The organism is Paenibacillus sp. NRS-1760 (assembly GCF_050467785.1).
In the GTDB taxonomy this organism is placed as follows: Bacteria; Bacillota; Bacilli; order Paenibacillales; family Paenibacillaceae; genus Pristimantibacillus.
Window position 1 is genome coordinate 597,117 of record NZ_JBITPK010000008.1, and the last position, 23,278, is coordinate 620,394.

At 44.7% G+C, this 23,278-nt stretch carries 14 protein-coding genes; 13 read left to right on the forward strand and 1 reads right to left on the reverse strand.

The annotated features are described in order from the left end of the window. Nucleotides 1–198: 198 nt before the first annotated feature. The 10 genes from ACIFSR_RS09710 (at nucleotide 199) to ACIFSR_RS09755 (ending at nucleotide 16,028) form a co-directional block, all read left to right on the forward strand. The gene (locus tag ACIFSR_RS09710; protein WP_076266160.1) at nucleotides 199–1,107 is read left to right on the forward strand and encodes a carbohydrate ABC transporter permease; all 909 of its coding nucleotides are present in this window, start codon (nucleotides 199–201) and stop codon (nucleotides 1,105–1,107) included. Between the two features lie 21 nt (nucleotides 1,108–1,128). Then, nucleotides 1,129–1,953 carry a carbohydrate ABC transporter permease gene (locus tag ACIFSR_RS09715; RefSeq protein ID WP_339205323.1) on the forward strand — a complete coding sequence of 275 codons (825 nt, stop codon included), beginning with the start codon at nucleotides 1,129–1,131 and terminating at the stop codon, nucleotides 1,951–1,953. Nucleotides 1,954–2,074: 121 nt separating this feature from the next. Beyond that, nucleotides 2,075–3,433 carry an ABC transporter substrate-binding protein gene (locus ACIFSR_RS09720; protein WP_430057022.1) on the forward strand — a complete coding sequence of 453 codons (1,359 nt, stop codon included), beginning with the start codon at nucleotides 2,075–2,077 and terminating at the stop codon, nucleotides 3,431–3,433. 110 nt (nucleotides 3,434–3,543) lie between these two features. Next, nucleotides 3,544–5,349, forward strand: a complete 1,806-nt coding sequence (locus ACIFSR_RS09725; protein ID WP_430057025.1) for a cache domain-containing sensor histidine kinase — start codon at nucleotides 3,544–3,546, stop codon at nucleotides 5,347–5,349. Continuing rightward, complete coding sequence (locus ACIFSR_RS09730) at nucleotides 5,324–6,928, forward strand: response regulator transcription factor (RefSeq protein ID WP_339205321.1); 1,605 nt, start codon at nucleotides 5,324–5,326, stop codon at nucleotides 6,926–6,928. The genes ACIFSR_RS09725 and ACIFSR_RS09730 overlap by 26 nt, the downstream gene beginning before the upstream one ends. 16 nt (nucleotides 6,929–6,944) lie before the next feature. Next, entirely contained in the window at nucleotides 6,945–8,795 is a 1,851-nt protein-coding gene (locus ACIFSR_RS09735; RefSeq protein ID WP_430057028.1) for a DUF2264 domain-containing protein, read from the forward strand. A gap of 9 nt (nucleotides 8,796–8,804) precedes the next feature. Then, nucleotides 8,805–9,920 carry a glycoside hydrolase family 88 protein gene (locus ACIFSR_RS09740; RefSeq protein ID WP_339205319.1) on the forward strand — a complete coding sequence of 372 codons (1,116 nt, stop codon included), beginning with the start codon at nucleotides 8,805–8,807 and terminating at the stop codon, nucleotides 9,918–9,920. A gap of 825 nt (nucleotides 9,921–10,745) precedes the next feature. Continuing rightward, on the forward strand, nucleotides 10,746–11,699 hold the full coding sequence (locus ACIFSR_RS09745; RefSeq protein ID WP_430057031.1) for a hypothetical protein: 954 nt from the start codon (nucleotides 10,746–10,748) through the stop codon (nucleotides 11,697–11,699). Nucleotides 11,700–11,730: 31 nt separating this feature from the next. Next, entirely contained in the window at nucleotides 11,731–15,516 is a 3,786-nt protein-coding gene (locus ACIFSR_RS09750; RefSeq protein WP_430057033.1) for an S-layer homology domain-containing protein, read from the forward strand. A 296-nt stretch (nucleotides 15,517–15,812) separates the two neighbouring features. Then, nucleotides 15,813–16,028, forward strand: a complete 216-nt coding sequence (locus tag ACIFSR_RS09755) for a hypothetical protein (protein WP_076266151.1) — start codon at nucleotides 15,813–15,815, stop codon at nucleotides 16,026–16,028. A gap of 64 nt (nucleotides 16,029–16,092) precedes the next feature. Here ACIFSR_RS09755 and ACIFSR_RS09760 read toward each other — a convergent pair whose 3' ends face one another. Further along, entirely contained in the window at nucleotides 16,093–17,061 is a 969-nt protein-coding gene (locus ACIFSR_RS09760; RefSeq protein ID WP_076266150.1) for a sugar phosphate isomerase/epimerase family protein, read from the reverse strand. A 309-nt stretch (nucleotides 17,062–17,370) separates the two neighbouring features. Between ACIFSR_RS09760 and ACIFSR_RS09765 the strand changes: the two genes are divergently transcribed. The 3 genes from ACIFSR_RS09765 (at nucleotide 17,371) to ACIFSR_RS09775 (ending at nucleotide 23,164) form a co-directional block, all read left to right on the forward strand. Further along, nucleotides 17,371–18,486 (forward strand): S1C family serine protease, encoded by a 1,116-nt coding sequence (locus ACIFSR_RS09765; protein ID WP_339205316.1) that lies wholly within the window; start codon nucleotides 17,371–17,373, stop codon nucleotides 18,484–18,486. Between the two features lie 56 nt (nucleotides 18,487–18,542). Then, complete coding sequence (locus ACIFSR_RS09770; protein WP_430057036.1) at nucleotides 18,543–20,468, forward strand: stalk domain-containing protein; 1,926 nt, start codon at nucleotides 18,543–18,545, stop codon at nucleotides 20,466–20,468. A gap of 164 nt (nucleotides 20,469–20,632) precedes the next feature. After that, the gene (locus ACIFSR_RS09775; protein ID WP_339205313.1) at nucleotides 20,633–23,164 is read left to right on the forward strand and encodes a U32 family peptidase; all 2,532 of its coding nucleotides are present in this window, start codon (nucleotides 20,633–20,635) and stop codon (nucleotides 23,162–23,164) included. Nucleotides 23,165–23,278 lie beyond the last annotated feature (114 nt).

The window sequence follows — 23,278 nt, forward strand, 5'->3', positions numbered from 1 at the left end:
TCCCTCTTTTTTTTGCATATTTTCAACCTAAATATAATGAAACAACGATTAAGAATAAATGAAAGTGATTAAGCTCAAAAAAACGTGTGAACAGATAAAAAGTAAAATATGTTCCAAAATACAAAGATCTAATTCTTATGAGCCTCCCGTTTTTTTTCTAAAATGAAGCATATAAACAAAGTTTGAAGGAGGAGCTTCATGAGACAGAAAAAAACGTTAGTCCAGCTCAGTATGGGAGCAAGGGAGCAAATTGCAGGCTATTTATTCGTTGCTCCTTTAATGATCGGACTCGTTGTACTTACATTGATTCCTGTATTAGGATCACTGCTGCTTAGCTTTACGAGTTGGAATTTTGTTGCGGGAATTGATGCAATAAAATTTGTAGGTTTTGATAATTTTGAACGGCTGTTTAATGACTCTGTTTTTATGAAAAGTTTAGTAAACAATCTCATCTTCATTATTACGGTGCCCATTACGATCGTACTGGCATTGGTGCTGTCGATCATTATTGATAAGCATGTGTACTTGAAGGATATGTTTAAAGTGGTTTACTTTTTACCGTACATTTCTAGTGTTGTTGCTGTAGCTATGGTATGGCAGGTGCTCTTCCATCCTTCGTATGGACCGGTAAACAATTTCTTAATTTCGATCGGATTCGAGAATCCACCAAAGTGGCTGGCCGATATCGACTATGCGATGCCATCGTTGATGATGATTCAAATTTGGATTCTGCTCGGCTATAACATTATTATTTTCATAGCTGGCTTGCAGGGCATACCGAAAGATCTTTATGAAGCAGCTGACATTGACGGCGCGAATACTTGGACTAAATTCCGTAAAATTACGGTGCCTTGCATATCGCCAACTACGTTCTTCCTGCTCGTAACAGGTATTATTGGTACTTTCAAAATTTTCGATTTGATTCAAGTATTAACACAGGGCGGTCCCGCCAACTCAACGACCGTTATCGTATATGAATTATATGACACAGCATTCAATCAATTGAAAACAGGCTACGCATCGAGTATGGCTCTCGTACTTTTTGTCATTTGTCTTGCTATAACGGGCTTGCAAATGCTCGCACAAAAAAAATGGGTGAACTATTAATTCAGGAAGGAGGAATTGGCAATGAAAAATGTGAATGTGTCCAAAATCGTATGGACAATTATTATGGCAGCCTTCGGCATGATGTCGCTGCTCCCATTCTTGTGGATGCTGACCACCTCATTCAAACCGGAAGCAGATGTATTCAACTTTCCAATTGAATGGATTCCAACGAAGTGGCATCTGATCGAAAATTACAAACAAGTGTGGACAGGAGGGTTTCTCCGGTATTACACGAACTCCATATACATTACTTTAACGACAACCGTGATCAATGTATTCGTATGTGCATTGGCAGCGTTCGGCTTCTCTAAACTACGTTTCCGAGGCAGAGACACGATGTTCCTTCTTGTTCTTGCCTTATATATGGTGCCGCCACAAGCGTCGTTGGTACCGCAATTTTTATTGTTCAACTGGTTGAACCTCATCGATACGCATATTGGTCTTATTCTTATTAACAGCTTTAGTATTATTGGAGCGTTTATGCTCAGACAATTTTTTATGGGCGTAAATAATGAATATATGGAATCGGCGCGTATGGATGGTGCAGGCCATTTTCGTTCCTTTTTTCAAATTGCGCTGCCGCTCATTCGTCCGGGTCTAGCGACCTACGCGATTCTGCGATTTATATGGACATGGAATGATTACCAGTATCCGCTTATCTTTTTGAAGTCGAAGGATCTATTTACGATTCAGCTGGGCATTAGGCTTTTTGGAGACCAATATGGTGATATCTACTCCCTTATGATGGCTGGCGCTGTATCGGCGATCGTTCCTTTGCTCATTATTTTTGCGATTGGTCAAAAACAGGTTATCGAAGGCATTTCTCTTGGTGGTGTAAAAGGGTAACAAAGTCAAAATAGTTTCTCTTCAGTAAAATATGGGAACTTCGAATCAGAAATGAACGTGGTAGGATTTGTTTGTAGACGTTTTCATAACTAGTCGTGTTATAAATATTAGGAGGGTTACGATGAAAAAGAGATTATCGATGATGTTATTGGGGTTAGCAGTATTCGCATCGGCTTGTTCCGGGGGCAATAATGGTGGAAATTCAAATGCTGGCAGCGCGACAAACGCGACTAATGCTCCAAAAGAGCCAGCAGCAGAGCAAGTAACACTGAAGCTAAGCACGTGGCAAACGGACGGCAAGGCGAAGTGGACGGAGGTTATTTCGGCTTTTGAAGAAAAACATCCTAATATTAAGGTAGAACTTGACCTCTTGAATGAAAAAGGTGATTCCATTGCTTCAATGCAAAAGCTGGATCTAATGGCTGCATCCAATGATCAGCTTGATATTATCGAATTGCCTTACACGAACTATTCACAGCGCGCCGATATTGGATTGCTGGAGCCTTTGGATAGCTATATCGAAAAGGATGGCTATAAATACGAAGACGAGTACCTGGTAGACACGAAGGTAAACGATAAAATTTACGCTTTGCCTTCCTCCATGCAGCGTTGGTTCGTGCTACTAAATAAAGAAATGCTCGACGAGGCTGGATTGCCTGTTCCAACGGACTGGACTTGGAAAGAGTTTATGGAATATGCGCAAAAACTAACGAAGGGCGAAGGAACAACGAAACGTTATGGAGCTTATTTGCATAACTGGCCGGATTACTTCCAACTGCAAATGATGAGCAAGCCTTCGGAAAATACATTCCTGAAAGCGGACGGCACATCCAATGCGACGGACCCTGTGCTTAAAGCAAACTTGGAAATGATGAAAAAAATGATGTACGAAGACAAGAGCGCTAATATGTACGAGGATATTATTTCGCAAAAGCTTGCTTACCGCAACCAATATTTCAACGGTCTAGCTGCAATGCTGCCGATGGGTGACTGGATGGTAGCTGAGTCCGGAGGTACGGATGCCATTCCAGCTAATTTCGTAACTGCATTCGCACCGCTTCCGAAATTGGATGGCGAAAGCAAACATTATTCCCCAGTACAACCGACTTATATGGGAGTAGCAGCGAAATCGAAAAATAAAGAAGCGGCTTATACCTTTGTAAGATGGTATACCTCTGAAGGCCTTGCTGTCAGCGGCCGTGTATTCTCCGGCTGGGCGAAGTCTGATTCCAGCAAGCTTATCGATACTATTGTGGCGGCTGCAAAAGATCCTTCAAAAATCGATGTAGAGTCATTGAAATATACGATGAGCACTACGGTTCCAGGAAATGCGCCAGTACCTGCCAAATATGCAGATGAAGCTAAAAATACAGTTATTCCAGAAGCGGAATTGTATATCTTAGGCAAACAAGACGTGGATACAACGATTGCGAACATTGATAAAAATATCGCAGAGGTTGTTAAGAATAACGGAAATTAATGACGAGTTTTATTGAAATTGATCTTTCGTATTAAAGGGCTTACAATGTTTTGGGACAGAAAGAGCATCAATTTCTGTCCCTATTCTATTCAGATATGAGGCCTGCACTTGTGTTAATTCGACAAGATTCATTACGGATGAAATTAGTTTGGTCAGCATTGATTTGTTTTGTCATTCCGCTTGCTGTTATTTACCTCGTCACCAACTATTTAACGAAAGATATTATTTTGGACAAAGTGGTCATGAATGCGGAAGACTCGCTCAAGGTTGCTAAATCAGAAATTAACAGCGTGTTTGAGCAGACATTGAATTTATCGAATTTTGTGTTAATGAACGCTGAAATACGTCAAATGCTAATGGTCAACAAAGCTGAATTAGCGCTGCAGAAGCAAAAGCAGGAATATGCGGTTAATTTCAGTAAGCTGTCACGAATTTTGGATGATCTTTTTATTCAAAAAAATGATTTTCAAGTTACGATTTTAGGGGTGAAGGAACCCTTTTATACAAACTATTCACACAGTGATTTGAACCCGAGATTGTGGTATGAGAGAAAATGGTTTCATCAATTAAATGAGCTGCCGATATTTTCTACCTATTGGCTTGGCGAACAAATTCAAACAGAAAAGATGACGACAAATTACGTAACGATGGGAAGACCGATCAAGAAGACGGCAAGTATTCCAATTGGCTATATGATCGTTAATATAAATGAGCGCTTAATACGCCCCTATCTTACAACAAACGAAAATCAGGAAATGTTTTTGTTAGACTCAAACGGCGTCGTGATCTCGCAAGCGAACCCATCCAAAATAGGAGAAAAGCTGCTTTGGTGGAAGCCGGAGGGGATGGGCCGAACGATCGAAATCGAAAGAAAAAAATACGTTTATGTCGAGCAAAAATTAGAGAGCAACGATTGGCGAGTCGTTAGCCTTATTCCAATGTCCGCAGCCATTGATAAGAACAAACAGGTGTTGTTCGTTAGCTTCATCGTTCAAGCCTTGTTCTTCTCGTTATTTTTTGTGCTGTTGACGATCCGAATATCTGCATTAACGAAGCCTATTCGTGATTTAAGCGTGTTTGTTACGAAAATTGGACGTGGCCAGCTCGACGAGCGCAATAATATACGCGGGCATAATGAAGTTGGCCATTTAGCGAAGACGATAGATTTTATGCTGGATCGCATTCAAGAGATGTTTGAGCAAATTACATTAGAACAGGCAAAAAAACGAAAAGCGGAGCTTGAAATGCTTCAGGCTCAAATTAATCCGCATTTTATGTTTAACCTGCTCAATTCGATAAGGCTCAATATATTGATTCAAGGGGATCAGGAGAATGCGGAATTAATCAAATCGCTTTCCTCTTTATTGCGAATGACGATTAATCGGGATAATGAGTTTATTCCTCTGGATGAAGAGGGAGACACCGTGCTCCATTATGTGAAGCTTATGAATTTCCGACATGCCAATCAGGTAAGAGTCGCTTATAACTTTGAGGCTGGCTGCGAGCAAGCATTGGTTCCGCGATTCATGATTCAACCGTTAATAGAGAATGCGATCATTCATGGATTCGAACAATTTGACGGTGAAATATTTATCGATGCGAACAAAGAGCATGACAATGGACGTGAGCTGCTTCGAATTGTGGTGCGAGATAACGGAATTGGAATGACTAAAGATAAGCTGAAAGAGCTTCAAGCGAAAAGTGAGGATATACGCGACCCGCAGGAAAGCGAAAATAAAAGCTTTTCGGGCATCGGCGTAAAAAATGTGTTTCAGAGGTTGCGGCTCGTTTATGGAGAGTATGTCAAAACCACAATTGAAAGCGAGTCAGGTGTCGGAACGAAGATAACATTAATATTCCCATTCGAGTGTAAGAGAGCAGGTGCGCAGCATGTTGACGGCAATTCTAGTGGATGATGATTATCCGGTAGTACGTTATCTCTCTCAAACTGTTTTGTGGCATGAACTTGATATCAATTTGATCGGCTGTTATTCAAACGGTCTTGAGGCTTGGGAGGCAGCATGCCAGAGTCCGCCCGATATTATACTAACCGATATTGGCATGCCAAAAATGAGCGGGCTTGAGATGCTTGAGAAGTTTTGTGAAATTAATCCAAAAGGCAGAGCCGTTGTTCTGTCCTGCCACAATGAATTTAAATATGCACAGCAAGCGCTGAAATTGAATGTGAAAGATTATATTTTGAAAGAAAGCTTGGATGTCGAGCAACTACAAGCCATATTGAAAAATATCGTGACCGATTTGCAATTAGAGAACAAAAAAGCGACGGATATGGTGTTGTACAAGCAAAAGAATCAATCCGCGTTTAAAGAAAAGTTTTTGAAAGACACCTTGTTTCAATCCTATTGGACAAAGGAAGCATGGTTGGAGCAAGCTCGGACGAACGGTATTTCACTCGATGCCAAAAGCTATATTCCACTAGTCGTTATTATTGATCGCATGTCGACCGTTGCAAGCAACAGGAAGTTGAATGATTATACGATTGCGTTCTCCGTTGAAAACGTCTTGCACGACTTATTGGATGCTTCACGTTGGGTGACCTTTCGTTATAGCAATAAGCAGTTAGTTATTTTGTACGGCAGCAATGATCCAGCCAAAGAGCAGCAAGAGATTTATTATGCGATGCAGGAAGCTATTGCCGTGATCTACAAGTATTTAAAAATATCCGTCTCCTGTATACAAGGAAGAGAAACGAGAGGGCCGAAAGAAATGCAAGGGGTCCTGCTTCCGATGCTGAAAGAGCCGGAGCATTGCTTTTATCTCAAAGAATCGGCAGTACACAATTTCGGAGTGGTGTCATTCTCCAAAGATGATATGTATACGGAGTATTCTCAATTGTTTGCGAGCATCAATCAAAGCATCGCTTTAAATGAACCAGACGAGCTGCGGAAAACGATTGTGGAGTGGACGCATGAGGTTCGATCAAGAAGGTTTCATCCGAGCAACGTAAAGGAATTAGTGCTGCAGCTGCTTATGGACCTGCAAATGAAAACAAAAGTTACACTGCAGTATCACCCATTCTTATCGGAAGAGAAGCTGTATGACGCGGTGAATGCGATTGAGACATTAGATCATTTGGAAGAATGGATGATCCAGCATTTGAATGAGCTATCCAGAAGGTTAAGTATATATGCGATCAGCTCTAAACGTACGGAAGTAATCAAGGCACAGCAATTTGTCGTGTCGCATGTAACGGAGAAAATGACGCTGGAGGATATGGCTAACCATTTGAACTTGAATTCCAGTTATTTTAGCCGCTTGTTTAAAAAAGAGACAAATCAAAATTTCATCGAGTACGTCAATATGGTCAAGCTTCAGAAAGCGAAGGAGCTTCTCCAGCAATCTAGCAAAAGTGTTGAAGAGATTTCCGATTATTTGGGTTATGCCAACAAAAGCTATTTCATTAAGTTGTTCAAACGTGAGATGGGCATGAGACCTAGCGAATATTCGGTTTGGAGCAAAGGTCATTTTGAGTGAAACGGAGAGAGCTTTTATGGCAGCAACGAGAGTTTTAGATCAGGTGAGATTACAATCGAAAGCAGATTTGCAGCAAGCGGTTAGCGAGGCCTTTGAACCGTTGAAGGAGCGCTTCACTCCCGGATGCGCTGGTTTGGATCTCGGTGCGACAGGAGCGATTCATAGTGAGGCTATTGCCTTGATGGAAGCTTTTGCGCGTCCATTATGGGGACTCGTTCCGCATGCCTGCGGCGGGGGAGAATCGGAGCTGTGGCCGATGTATGTACAGGGCATCATTCACGGAACCGATCCGGATCATGAGGAGTATTGGGGTCGTTTCGAAACGAAAGATCAGAGAATGGTAGAGCAATCTATTCTTGGCTTGGGACTCGCGCTTGCTCCCCATAAAATATGGGAACCGCTAACAGACAAGCAAAAAGACAATGTATACCGCTGGCTTAATCAAATAAATCTCGTTGATCGTTCCAATCCGAATAACTGGCTGATGTTTACGGTACTAGTGAATGTGGGCTTCCAAAAAGTAGGTTTGCCGCACGATCAAGACATAATGGACAACTACCTGGACACTATTGATTCCTATTACTTAAGCGACGGCTGGTATTCGGATGGGAAGACGGATCAGCGGGACTATTATATTCCGTTCGCCATGCATTATTATGGACTCCTCTATGCCAAGCTGATGGAGAAAGAGGATGCGGAGCGGGCTGCGCGTTACCGTGAGCGTGCAAGTCTATTCGCTCAGGATTTCATACATTGGTTCGCGGAGGATGGAAGCAGCATCCCATTCGGGCGCAGCCTCACGTATCGTTTTGCACAAGTTTCTTTCTGGAGTGCGTTAGTTTTTGCGGATGTGCTGCCTTACTCCATGGGAGTGATGAAAGGCATTATTATGCGCCATTTGCGTTGGTGGTTCTCACAGCCGATCTTTACACCTGATGGCTTGCTAAGTATCGGATATGCTTATCCGAATTTACTGATGGGCGAAGGCTATAATGCGCCAGGATCTCCTTATTGGTCGTATAAAGCATTTCTTATTTTAGCTTTGCCGGATGAGCATCCCTTCTGGCAGGCAGAGGAAGAGGCATTGCCTGAGCTTAAGCCGCTTGTCGCTCAGCCGCATGCACGTATGACCATTAGCCGTCCGGAAGGCCATAAGCATGTCATTGCCTATGGCTCAGGTCAAATGGCTAACTTCGATATGTCGCATAGCGCGGCAAAATATTCGAAATTCGCCTACTCGACTTTATTCGGCTTCAGCGTGCCAAAAGGTTACTACGGGCTTACGCAGGGGGCATATGATTCGACGCTTGCGCTAAGTGAATGCGATGAGCATTACCGTGTCCGGCGATTTTGTGAGGAATTCCGAATTCAGGAGAAATCGGTCTACTCCCGCTGGCTGCCATGGCCAAATGTGGAGGTACAGACATGGATTATCCCGGCGGGCTTGTGGCATGTTCGTGTACATCGAATCAAGGCGGGGCGCGAGCTTGATGTCGCCGAGGGCGGATTTGCGGTTCAGACGTTAGCAGGTGACGGAAAGGATCAAGCAGTTGTCCTAACGGTAACCGGAGGTGTGCTTGCAAAAATGTCAGACGGAATGAGTGGAATGATTAACATTTCCGGCTTCGAGCAAGCGATGATGGTTTATCCAGAGGCGAATACGAATGTGCTTAAGCCTCGAACGATGATACCGACGCTAACCGCTCGTTTGACACAAGGTGAGCATATACTCATATCCGCTGTCTTTGGTGCGACGAACAGCAAAGAGAACGAGCTGGAGTGGTTAAACCCTCCTACTGTTGAGCGGGACAGCTCGGGGAAAGTAATCATCGGAAATATACTTCATAATGACATTCTTCTGAGGTGATAAATAGTGATGTGGCAAACAGCAATTGACGATGCGATAGTTAAAGTGAAGCAAAATATAGGTAAACATCCAGGCAAGCTGCCGCATATTTCGGAGGGGCAGCGTTATGAGTGGGGAGAGAATGATGACTGGATCGAAGGCTTTTATATTGGCATGATGTGGCTTGCCTATGAATCTAGTGAAGATGTTTTCTATAAGGAAGCAGCGGAGTCCTTTTTGCCGAACTTTAAAGACCGGCTTGATCGCCATGTGGCGCTCGATCATCATGATATTGGTTTCCTATATTCGTTGTCAGCCGTTGCAGAGTGGCGAGTGACAGGAAGTGAAGAGGCCCGGATGGTGGCGCTTGAAGCTGCTGAAAGGCTCTATTCACGCTGGCGGCCGAGGATAGGGATCATTCAAGCCTGGGGCAAAGAGGATGACCCGGAAAACGGGGGACGAATGATCATTGATTGTTTAATGAATCTTCCACTGTTGTTCTGGGCTTATGAACAGACCGGCGAACAAAAATATTATGATATTGCCTACAAACATGCTTGTGCCAGTCAAAAATTTTTGGTTCGTGGCGACCGATCATCGTATCATACGTTTTATTTCGATCCTAAGACAGGTCATGCGCTTCGAGGCGGGACTCATCAAGGTTATGAGGATGGCTCGACTTGGACAAGAGGGCAAGCTTGGGGCATTTATGGATTTGCACTCGCATATCGCTATACAAAGGATGCCGCTTTTTTGGAGACGTCCAAACGGCTGGCTCATTACTTCATTGAGCATTTGCCCGAGGATCATGTTGCTTATTGGGATTTTGATGTACCGATGGAATGGGATACGCCTCGTGACAGCTCAGCATCAGCTATTGCCGTTTGCGGCATGTTGGAGCTGATGGAGCTGCTTGCTGAAGAGGATGCTGACCTTGCTATATTCGAGAAGGCCATTCATAGCAGCATGAATTCATTAGTCCAGCATTATGCAACAACAGATCTTCCGAATGCGGAGGGGCTGCTGAAGCATGGCTCTTATCATGTGCGGGGTGATCGTGCGCCGGATGATTATATGATTTGGGGCGATTATTATTATTTAGAAGCGTTAATCCGCATGAATAAAGGCATTAAAGGGTATTGGTAGAAGTTCCATTCATATATTGATAAATAAGAGGTTGTCCCAAAAGCGTTAAGCTTCAGGGGCACCCTCCAACAAATCTAGTCGATTTACTCGCTGTAAGAACATATACGTGTTTATTGTTTCATTTCCCGCCTCGATCAGACGCCGCCGCAACTCTATAAGCGCATATATGTGCTTACAGACAGCACCCCTAGCCATTTCACACGCTGTAAGAAGCTATTTGTGTTTACAGCTCCAATTCCTACCTCGATCAGACGCCTCAGCACCGCAATAAGCACATATATGTGCTTACAGACAGCAAGCCTAGCCATTTCACACGCTGTAAGAACCTATGTGTGCTTACAGCCCCAATTCCCACCTCGATCAGACGCCTCAGCACCGCAATAAGCGCATATATGTGCTTATTGACAGCACCCCTAGCCATTTCACACGCTGTAAGAACCTTTGTGTGCTTATTGCTTCATCTCCAGCTTCAACTATACTCCAAAATTCGCTTGCCCACCGTTTGCTTAATCGAGCATCAACAGACCAAAAAGAGAAAAATGGCGTCATAGGAATAAATCTCGGTAACGCCATCTTTTCAATTATCGTATCGAGCTATCTCTACAGCGAGTTAATCTCTTTTGGGACAGCTCCTTTTTTATGGAGGGGCGGAAATGGATTGGTTATGTTGATGCATTGACAAAGAGGTTTAGCTGCATTTTTAACAATAGGTAAAAATTATACGATATCAGTCAAATCTGTTCATTATAGCGAAGTTTGGTTTCTGTCTATAATAGTACAAAGTTTAATTGTAAGTGCTTACATAGAGGAGGAGGCAAGGACAACGTGAAAGGAAAAAAGCTGTTATTCGTCGCATGCAGCATGATTATTGTAATTATTGCAGGAGCATTATCGCTTGGTAACATGCCTGCTCTAAACCCTGCGGATAAGACTGCGTTTACTATCGATAATTACGATGTATCAGAGAGTGAATTTCAAGCTTTTTTACAAAGCAACAAGGCTTTAACGACAAGTTATTTCAAGCGAACCTACAATGCCGATTATGACAAAGATTTTTGGACAGCTTCTATCAACGGTGAAAACCCGCTGGAGTATGCAAAGCAAAAAGCTATGGATGAGCTTGTGAAGGTGAAAATGGAGCAAATTATTTTGAAGGAGAATGGTATCCTCAGTGACATTTCTTACGAAGCGTTCTTGAAGAGCTATGATCAAGAAAATAAGGATAGAGCAAAAAAAGCAGCTAACAATCAGCCTATTTACGGCCCCAAGAAGTATGGGAAAGCAGAGTACTACTCCTATTATCAAAGCATGAACGTTCAGAAGCTCATCGATAAATGGGCGAAAGAAGCGCAAAGTACGCTGCCCGACCAAGAGCTTAAACTTTATTATGACAGGGTGAAGCAGCAGTATTTTCACAAAGGGTATGAATTCGATTACGAGAAAATTTCCTTGGATAGCAAAGCGGGTATGAAGGAGGAGCTGACATTGAATTTGGCGGAAACCTCCAAAGAGGATACACTATCGCAAAATCTTTACACCCTATTTCTTGGACTCTCGGAAGGCGAGTATAGCGATATCGATCAATCAGGCGAGGGAATGTATAGGTATAGGCTTCTAGCAAAGCGAGATAAAGGCATGGAAAAGTATGAGGATGTTAAGAACGCCGTCATTCAACTGTATGTGCAGGAGCGGCTAGAAGAAGAAGTGAGCAAGCGTTTGAAACAGACGAAGATTGAATTTAATAAGGAGGTGTTTCCTAAAATAACGTTCATGTCGTAAGTCTATCAAAAATAATAGGAGGATGATTTTTTTGAAGCATTATATGCAGCAAAAGCTTGTATCCATGGTTCTATTAGTCGCACTCTTAACGACAATAGCGATTCCCGCTGTTTCAGCACAGGAAACGGGCGTACCGCTGGAGGACTCGCAGCCGCTTGCTATAGCAGAGCAGTCGGTAACAGGCTCGACATATTATGTCAGCAATGAGGGCAATGACGATAATGATGGCAAATCGGAGGATAAAGCTTGGGCATCGCTAGAGAAGGTTAATAGCGTAGGCTGGAAGCCTGGCGATCGCATTTTATTCAAGGCTGGCGATGTATGGAATGGCTCATTGAAGCTAAGAGGAATATCAGGCACCAAAGAAGCACCGATCATCTTCGATAAATATGGCAGTGATGATCCTTCTGTAAGACCAATCATTAACGGCAATGGAACAACAACGACTGAGAAATCAGCTATTATTCAAAATTATACTGGCGTGAAGGATAAAACATTATCCGCTACGATCGACGTTGTGGACGGCAGCTACCTGCAGTTTCACAACTTTGAATTAACGAATAAAAACCCTGACGTTGTCTCGCAGCGGGCAGGCATTAACATTAGAACAGCTTCAACCAATGTAACGGAATGGGAAGCTAACCCGCACCGAGGAATCGTAGTTAAGAACAACTATATCCACGATGTCGATGGCAACCCTACAGGCTGGAAGGTAGGCAGCGGCGGCATTCTGATCCTTGGCAATATTGAGGATGTGCTCGTTGAAGGAAATACGGTGGAGCGGGTTGATATCGAAGGCATTCGAAATGCGGGTCTTTACCGAGAGGGCGATACGAAAGCCAATTTCCCGAGAGTTCTGCGAAATGTAGTGTTCAATAATAACTATGTTGCCGATGTGCAGGGTGACGGCTTCGTTATGAGCAACGTGGGCAGCAACGGCAGAATGGAATACAATACGGTCGTCAGGCATTCGGCGAAAAATGTAGGCAACGTCAATTATGCAGGCCTATGGGTCATTGGCGTTAAGGATATGGTCATTCAATACAATGAAGTGTATGGCGGTATTTATGGCTACAATGATGGGCAGGCCTTTGACGTAGATATGTTTTGCGAAGGAACTCTCTATCAATATAACTACAGCCACAGCAACCGTGGTGGATTCATATTATTTATGAGCGGCTCAACAAACTCTCTCGTTCGCTATAATATTAGTGTAAATGATGGAGATGGTCGATATATATTCCATTATCTTCCTACTACACTTGGAGATGCTCCATTAATTCATAACAATACTTTCTTTACGGATGCGCAGGTGCAGACGAAGCTGATCAGCGATCCTGGAAAATACTTAAGAATGTACAATAATATCTTTTACTCCAAGGCTAATACATCGATTGGACAAGACCGCTTTGCTGGCGGCGAAGTGAAAAATAATATTTTTTATCCGGGCAGCGAGTACAAGGATTTAAAGCTGACTGGATTATCATTGGATCAAAACTTGTTTGCAAGTCCGCAATTCGCAAGAGCGGGTGAAGAGCCAAAAGATATCATTAATGCTAGCCAAAGCACATTTGATGTAGAGAAATTGAACGGATACAAATTGCTGCCAGGCTCACCGGCAATCGATGCAGGGCAGGATATGTCAGCTTTGACGCCATCGGTATGGGCTCCTGCAACAAAAGACTTCTTTAATAATGCGATCACATCTGCTGCTAAAGTGGATATTGGAGCGCATGAATATTCGAATGATGCGCCAAGCGAGCAGGCACCAGAGGTAATGCCGCAAACGATTGTCATTGACAAGCCTGTGCTGGAGCTTCATGCAAAGCATAGAGGCGAGAAGATGACGGCTACGGTTGGTCCAGACAACGCATGGTTTAAAGGAATCAAATGGTCGAGCAGCAATCCTGCAGTGGCCGCCATTAATGCGCAAGGTTTTGTATCCCCGCTGCTTGAGGGCGAAACGATCATTACAGCTGAAAGCACTATTAATCCGAATGTGAAAGCTGAAGCTCGAGTCATTGTTCATGCGCCTTCAAAGGTTGTATCCTACCTTGTTGCTTCAGACGGAACGGAGTTATCGGAGGAGAAGACTACGCTGCAGCTAAGAATTGACGGCGTGACAGAGGATCAAAATGCGATTGAATATGCGGATTATCATCAAGTAGAATATGCAACGAATAATGAGAATGTCGTTGTAGACTCGTTGACAGGCAAGCTTGAGGTGAGCGGCGATCTAACAGGTGTCACTGAGGTTGAGGTTTCTGCTAAGGTGCAGGAATACAAGGACTTGGTCTACTCGGAAAGCTTCGAGAACGGCTGGAATGACTTCCTGCCAGAGACCGGTACGAGTATTACGACGGGCAGCATTTCGGATAAGGTCGCTTATCATGGCGATCAAAGTGCGCTATTTGTTGTTGGAAATGGCAGTAACGCCATTCAAAAGGTGTTTGGCGGCAAGCAGCAGGGCGTCGTATCGATGATGCTTTATGATGACGGCTCCGAAAGCTCGAAGACGCGGGTTGTCGCACATGTCGGAAATGCAAGAAGCAGCCTGCTTGCAGGCATGGGCTTATTGTATGACGGCGGCACCTATGGGTCGCTGGAGTATTATTCAGTAAGGGCAAGCGGATCTTCAACCGCATGGGAAGCCACTCCGGTGAAACGAAGCGTCGGATGGCATGAACTGAAGTGGGATTACACATCAGGTACAGATTTAAAGATGTATATCGATGGGCAATTGGTGAAAACAACGACAGCGATTGCAAGCTTCGACAGAATCGTACTCGGTTACTTATGGGATACTGCAAATGGACGTACATTTGCTTTCGACAATATTAAATATTCTTCGACTGGCGAATTAGTTTCATTGCCGACAAAAGCACTGACTCTTCACGTAAAACAACCAGAGCCAGAGGCGCCAGCATGGGAAAACGCAGTAGTGACCGCTTCGAATGTGACGCAGACGGGAGCAACCTTAAACTGGACACCGGCTGTCGATGCGCCAAGCATCACAGAATATGCCATTTACAAGGATGGCGTCAAACTGGCGAGCGTTGCAGGCAGTGTGTATAGCTACCAAGCCAGCGGACTATCTGCGGATACGTCTTACACGTTTAAGATTGAAGCGGGCAACGCAGGCGGCAAGTGGAGTGAGGATGGTCCAAGTGTTATCGTGAAAACGAACGTGGATACATCATCACCCGGTGGAACACCTGGAGGCGGAACAACCAATCCTGATCCGGTGAATCCAGGTGGAAAAGATCCTGAGAAACCGACAACGGACATTGTACTAACGGACATTGAAGGACACTGGGCATCAGACGCCATTCAGCAAGCGATTAAGCTTAAATTTATTAATGGCTATACGGACAATTCCTTCCGTCCAAATGCAAGTGTAACGCGCGGAGAGTTTGCTGCTATGCTGGCAAGAGCTCTGCATCTAGAAGAAAAAGGCGACGCTGATTTTGCAGATATTGACATGATTCCTGCATGGGCAAGACCTTATATTGCAAGTGTCGTGAACGCAGGTATAGCAAGCGGGTTCGAAGACAATACGTATCGTCCGGCTCAAGCGATTACGCGCACAGAGGTGGCAGCTATGATCGTCCGTGCGAAGAAGCTGCCTCTAGAGAACAATGCCGAGCTATCATTTAAAGATGCTGATCAAATCCCAAATTGGGCAAAACCTTATGTGGCAGCAGCATTCAAAGCGGGACTTCTTCAAGGTAGGGATGGCGGCATATTCGCTCCTGCGGATCAGGCAACAAGGGCAGAAGCGGTAACTTTAATTTTAGCATTGCTGAATAGCAAGTAGCTCGTTAGGAATCGGGAAGAGTGAAATACTTCCCGATTCTTTTTTTAGTTATTTTATTATTTTATCAAGAGCGTAGGTTCATTCAGCACCGTCAAAATGCTGTTATAGATCTTGGTAGAGATGGACAATTTATAGATGAGGGCTTATTAGTGAATGCCGGCTCTAAGCTAAAGATTCATTTTTTTTAGGAAATCGTGACAAACTTGTTACGAATGAAGATTCGGACTTGCGCCTTGAGCCACAAAAAGCTAACATATAGTAAAATAGGTTACGTGCGAAAAAAAGGAGGTCCCTTCATGTTTTTGGCAGAAGCAGCAGCTCAAACAGCAAGTAAAATTGGAACTTTCGATTGGTTTATGTTGGCCTTTACCGTATTGATCGCAATCGGACTGGTTCGACTACTGACCGCTCGTCCGAAGAAAAACATTTTTGCAATCGGTTTTACAACCGTTTCACTCGCATTGTTTTTGTTGATTGATTTCATTATGATCACAAAGGTTTGGATGGCGTAACAGCATACATAGAAAAAAGGTCTGCCGGACTTGTCCGGCAGACCTTTTTCTTTGTTGCTAGAAATTAAACCCACCACATCTCGCCAAGCGGCTCGCGGATAAGAATTTGTTGAAGATTTTGAACAGCTTTTGTGAAGCCTTCATCAACGGACATTAAGCCGTCTTCATGCTCGATGCTCACAACATAGTCGTAGCCGACTAGACGAAGCGCGCTAAGGATGTCTGCCCATGTTTTGAGGTCATGGCCATAACCAACTGTACGGAACTGCCAAGCACGGTCAAGCATAAGAGCATACGATTGCATGTCCGTTACGCCGTGGTGATTTACGTTAATCGGATCGATTGTCGTATCCTTAGCATGGAAGTGATGGATAGCTCCAGCGCGTCCAAGGATATGTACCGCTTGAACAGGGTCAATTCCTTGCCACCACATGTGGCTTGGATCTAGGTTGGCGCCGATTGCATTGCCAGCCGCTTCGCGAAGGCGAAGCATAGTAGCCGGGCTGTGAACGGAGAAACCGCCATGCAGCTCAAGGCCCATCTTCACACCGCTAGCTGTAGCAAGCTTGCCGATCTCAGACCAATATGGAATAACTTTTGCTTCCCATTGCCAGTTCAAAATTTCTTGGAAATCGTTTGGCCAAGGAGCAACCGGCCAGTTCGGATATTTTGCATCCTCGTGATCGCCAGGGCAGCCAGAGAAAGTATTTACAACGGAAACTTCAAGACGGTTAGCAAGTTCAATCGTTTTACGAATAACTTCATCATGCTCTGACGAAATGGCTTTCTGAGGGTGCAATGGGTTACCGTGGCAGCTAAGTGCGCTGATCATCAAACCACGTGATTCTACCGCATGTTTAAACGCTTTCAGTTTTCCTTCATCCGCAAGCAAACCATCAAGGTCGCAGTGTGCGTTTCCAGGGTATCCGCCAGTTCCGATTTCAATGGCATCAAGTCCTTTGGATGCGATGTAGTCAAGTGCTTCCTCGAACGGCTTTTGTGCAAAAAGTACGCTAAATACTCCTAATTTCATTTGTTCATTTACCTCCCGAATCCATCGATATGGATTGATTTAGTAGTCCCGTCTAGTATAACACTTCTATTCTCAGAACACATAACCGAAATCATATTTGACAAAATCGCATAATAACTAAACAAAACTAGCGCAGTACGAGGAATCGAGATTAATAATTAGTATTTTTTTGGGAGAACAATTCTATCGATTTTCATTGTTGTATATGGGAAATTATGCTATATTACAACGGATTACTACTATTTCATGCATCATAGTTTCTTCATTAAGAGATTGGTATGCATGAACAAAAACTAGGAGAGTGGCTTCATGAAAAGCAGCTTGCTACGTGTCTGCAGCTTCATTGTATTAGGAGCGATTGTTGCAGCAGGAACGGTATGGGGTGCTGGTGCAGGCAACACAGCTACACATACGCTGAATGCTGCGAAAATTAATGGCGAGGTTTATGTCAAAGCAAGCTCATTAACAAGCGCGCTAGGCGGAACAGGTACGTTTGATTCCAAGACAAACACGTATGCGTATACGCCAGTCGATATCCCATCGGTTGTAAAGAAGGTATCGCCTTCCGTTGTCGCGATTATCGGTAAGCCGAAGGATATCGGCTCGGCAGATCCAAGGTATGCATTGGCGCATGGAACCGGCGTTATTATTCGCACAGATGGCTGGATCGTGACGAATGCGCATGTTGTTGAGGATATGACCAATCTGGTTGTCGTTACAGCAGACGGCAAGAAATACGATGCAGAACGCACGCATCACGATGAGGCGAGTGATCTTGCATTAGTTAAGATTAAGGCATCGAAGCTCCCAATCGCGAAGCTTGCCCCGTCACCGCTTAAGGTTCAAGTAGGCGAGACGGTAGTAGCCATCGGCACACCCGTATCGTTCTCCCTTCGCAATACGGCAACAAGCGGTATCCTGAGCGGCATGAATCGGAGTGTTTCTTCGGCATACAACCTGCTCCAAACGGATGCATCGATAAATCCAGGCAACAGCGGTGGGCCGCTTGTTAACATGAAAGGCGAGGTCATCGGCATTAATTCTTTAAAATTTGTAGAGGTAGGAGTCGATAATCTCGGATTCTCTATTCCTGCGGATACCGTGCAGTACGTAACGAGTCATTTTTTCAAATACGGACATGTGAAACGCGCCTCGCTTGGCCTTGGACTTGAGGAAAGCTGGTCTGCGCTCATCGGAATCCCGACCTCCGACCCGTTAACAGTCAAATCGGTGACATCGGCAGCCGCAAAAAAAGCAGGTATCCAACCTGGCGATTTGCTTTATAAAGTTGCAGGCAAGCAAGTATCCGCAAAGGTGGAGCTTAATGAGCTGCTAAAAAGTTATTTGCCGGGTCAACAAGTGGAGGTAATGCTGCAGATCGACGGTGACCTTGTTACCCGCAAGCTGACATTAGTAGAAGGTTAGGCGGCAAAGTTAAATTAAGATCAAAGTTATCATTTAATTATAAGGGGATATAGATTATGAGATTAAATATGTTTAAAAGAATGTTAACCATGCTTTTGCCGGTTTTGCTTGTTTTAGCGATGCTGCCGGTAGCTGCATTCGCAGCAGAGGCAGACAATAAGGTTGAAGTACGCTTGAAGGCGGGCAGCAAAACGGTCAAAATTAATGGGAAAGCTACTACGGTAGAGGCTCCTTTTGTAAGCAACGGAACAACGATGGTTCCGCTAAAAGTCATTACAAATGCTTTTGGCGCAGGACTTAAATTGGAAAACGGCAATGTGATCACACTTACTTACAATGACCGCAAGATTGTTTTAACTTTTGGCAGCAAAACAGTAAAAGTGAACGGTGCAGCCAAAGCAGTAGCAGTTGCTCCAGTTGCAGTTAAAGGCTCAACAATGGTGCCGCTGCGCGTTATTGTAGAAGCTTTTGGCGCAAAAATTACAGCTGACAATGCAACTAAAGAAACCATAATTATTGGTGTACGTGCACAATCGTCTGGTACTGGCGGCACATCTATTGATTCCGAATTTGGTAAAACAAAAATTGGTGACAGCTACCATGGCTGGTCATTAAATTATCCAGCAGGCTTGATTCAAGTGGATCAAAGCGATAACGGCGAATTTATTACTTGGGCAGATACTGCCGATGATTCCAAGGTTGCTGCGCAAGTGAATGTGATTACGGAACGTGTAGGCGATGACAAGCTGTCTGTCGAAGAGCAGAGAGAGCTTATGATTTCCTATTATGATCAAGATGAGATTACAGTAGACAAACGCACGATTACAGTAGGCGGTTTAACCTTCGAGAAGGTGATAAGCTACGCTAAACAAACAAAAATGAACTACGAGTATCGCGGTATTCAAAAAGGCGATAAGTATTACATTGTTATTGTAGGCGCTAAGGGTGCGAATAAGTCCGTTTTGACTAGCTATGATACATTCTTAAATAGCTTTACTCCTTCCTTTAATACAGCAGATAAATCGCTTAAGGATGTTACGAAGGTAAAAGATGGCGTAATCACCTTCAAAGACGAGGATTATGGGCTAACGGTTAAGCTTCCAACGGATTGGAACAAAGATTATGAGAGCACGACACCATCGTTCCAAAACGATAAGGAACTTTTCTTCTTTTCTCTCACTTCATTAACAGCAGGCGTTACGATGGACAATTGGGCACAAAAGAGGGAAGCGAGAATTCGTGAGGATTTTGTTAACTCCAGTGTTCGCAACTTCGTTACAACACCAGTAACTTTGATTGATGGCAAGGCGGTAGCGTTAAGCTATGAGCTTTCGTTAGGTGAGGACGCATGGTTTACGTATAATGAGATTGCTTTATTTTCAGGAAATTACCGCTATTCATTAGTTTATATGTATCCTACCGCTAATAGCGCGAAGAGCAAGCTTACGTACAACCAAGTTTTGGCTTCGGTCGATATTGATACTGCTTTAATTGAGAAAACATTTGGCAATGTAGAGGAAAGTTATGATTTGGCTGATCGCAGCACAAAAACAACAAAACGCAGCTCTACTTATGGTTATTCTATTGAACTCCCAACCTACTGGTATGGTATTCAGAAAAACTTTAACGAAGATGATGTTTTGTATACGTTTAGTGCAGGCAGCATAAATATTTTTGAGTCGGATACACCAGCGGCTACCGTTGTAAATTCGCTTTTGCAATATGTGAACTCAACTGAAGGCAGCGCGCAGGGAAGTACGACGAAGCAATCCAATACGGTTACGATTAATGGAAAAACGGCACAGCATGTCGTTATCCATACATCCAAGCCACAAGATGATATTCCGTATACAGAAGAGTTTTATATTTTTGACTCTGCACAAGGAACGATAGTATTTAGCTTAAACTATTACGATGTGCGTGCTTCAGACAGCAACCTCAAAATCATCAACGACGCAGTGCAATCGATTCGTTTTAATTAGTAGAAGGCCGGTTCCCTTATTGGGGAATCGGTCTTTTTTTCATTTAAATGAGGCGTCAACCGTGAAAGCTTGCGCGATGCCAGTATTGTGTAGTGGTATAGATGTCCGTGGTTTGTTAAGATAGTGGAAGCAGGTTTCAAGAATGAGAGGGATTGATAGTTAAAATGACAGATACAATAATGAGATCGGACATAGAGCTGCTGGCTCCGGCTGGCGATTGGGATTGCATGAGAGCGGCCGTAGCAAATGGCGCGGATGCGATATTTTTTGGCGTGGAGAAATTTAATGCCCGCGCACGCGCGAACAATTTTCGCAGTGAGGAACTGCCGGAAATTATGGCATTTTTGCATACGTACGGGGTAAAGGGTTTTCTCACATTTAATATTCTCGTATTCGAGGATGAGCTGAGAGACGCGCAGAAGTTAATCGAAATGTGTATCGATGCAGGCGTGGACGCGGTAATCGTACAGGATTTGGGACTAGTGAAGCTGATTCGCGAGCTGTCGCCAGACTTTCCAATTCACGGCTCTACTCAGATGACGATCACATCGCCAGAGGCTGTCGAGTTTACGAAGCCGTTTGGTCTTGAGCGGGTCGTGCTAGGCCGCGAAAATAATTTGAAGCAAATTCGTACCATTGGCGAGCAAGCGAAGCTGCCAATGGAGGTGTTCGTGCACGGTGCGCTATGTGTATCGTATTCGGGTCAGTGTCTCACGTCCGAGATGTGGGGAGGACGCTCGGCCAATCGCGGTGAATGTGCGCAGGCTTGCCGGCTGCCGTATGATTTGATGGTCGACGGCGAGGTACAGCCGATGGGAGACATTGCGTATTTGCTGTCGCCGAAGGATTTGGCGGCGATTGATATTGTGCCGGAGCTCATCCAAGCGGGCGTAACGTCATTTAAAATCGAAGGGCGGCTTAAGAGCCCAGAGTATGTTGCGAATGTCGTGAGCAAATATCGACGCGCGATCGATAAATATTTTGACGGCGACTTGTCGAAGCCGTCTGTGGAGGATGTGCGTGAGCTGCAGCAAAGCTTCTCGCGCGGCTTCACGCATGGTTTCCTGTCGGGAACAAACAACAAGATGCTTGTTGAGGGTACGTTCCCGAAAAGCCGCGGTGTCTACCTCGGCCGAGTAGAGCGCATTATGCGCGATGCAGTTACGCTGAAGATCGAAGCGCCGCTTAAGCGCGGAGATGGCATTGTGTTTGACGCAGGCGACCCGACGAAAAAGGAAGAGGGAGGCCGCGTTTACGATATTCGCCGTCAAGGCGTGAAAATCGAGGGCGAAGCGCAGGAAGGCATATTGATCGAGCTGGTAGCTGGACGCAATGATGTTGATTTGCGCAAGGTTCATGTAGGCGACCGTGTGTGGAAAACGAATGATCCGGCGCTGGACAGACGCCTCAGAGCTTCTTTTGAAACAGAAAAGCCATATCGCGTATTCCCGCTTCATGTTCGAGTGACGGGCGCGCTTGGTCAGCCGATGCGTACCTGGTGGACAGATGTACAGAAAGGGACGACGGTTGAAGTCGCGTCAGAGATCGATTTGGAGCAGGCACAGAAGCGTCCGATGGATGCAGCGCTGCTTGAGGATCAACTGGGCCGTCTGGGCGGCACGGTTTATCAGCTTGAGAAGCTGGAGGTAGAGCTGCAAGGTGATTTGATCGTACCGATTCGTGAGCTGAACAGACTGCGCCGTGAAGCGGTAGAGCTGCTTGCAGGCGAGCGTCCGAAGCCGCCTGTCTATGTGAAGAATGCAATTTACGCAAGCGAGGATGCTGTTTTGGCTGATGTGGCGAAAAAAGATATTTTGGCTCCTCAGAGCGGAAAAGATGCAAACTTGATCGCACTATGCCGCACCTTGGAGCAGGTGCAGGCAGCAGTCAAAACCGATGTCGCTTATGTATACGCCGATTTTGAGTTTATCAAACAATTTCCAGCAGCGGTAGCCGCTGCCCGTGAAGCAGGCAAGCCGATTGCTCTGGCTACGCCACGCATTCACATGCCTGGCGAAAATGGCTACCATGCGAATATATTGAAGCTGCAGCCCGATGCCGTACTTGTTCGGAACACTGGAGCGCTTTATTACTACTTGCGCGCTCGTGCAGCTAATCCGGACAAGCCATTTCCTAAGCTGATTGGCGATTTCTCACTGAACGTAGCCAATCATAAGGCAGTGAAGCTGTTTACCGAGGTTGGTCTTGATCTGATAACACCGTCGTATGATTTGAACATTCAGCAGATGGTTGATTTGCTGGAAAGCTCAGATACTTCGATGCTGGAAATGGTTATCCATCAGCATTTGCCGATGTTCCACACGGAGCATTGCGTATATTGCACCTTTATGAGTGAAGGAACTGACTTCACAAACTGCGGACGTCCTTGTGAGGAGAAGCGTGCTTCCCTGCAGGATCGTATTGGCATGGCGCATCCTGTTCGCGTAGACGAAGGCTGCCGCAACACCGTGTACAATGCAATCGAGCAATCGGGTGCTGAGTACATTCGCAATTTTGTAGGAATGGGCGTATCCAATTTCCGTGTCGAGTTTCTAGAAGAAACGCCGGAGAAAGTGCTTGAAGTGTTGTCTCTTTACCGTGATGCGCTTGATGGCCGCATTAGCGGCACGCAAGTATGGCGCAGCCTGAAAGCCATTAACCAGCTTGGCGTTACGCGTGGTCAACTGGTCAAATAAATCTAACGAAATTACAAGCGATACCGTCTTCTCTGCGAATGGGAGGGCGGTATTTTTTGCTGTGAAATTTTAAAAAGACGGATTTGCAACCTTTTGCGTTTCAAACCGCATCTT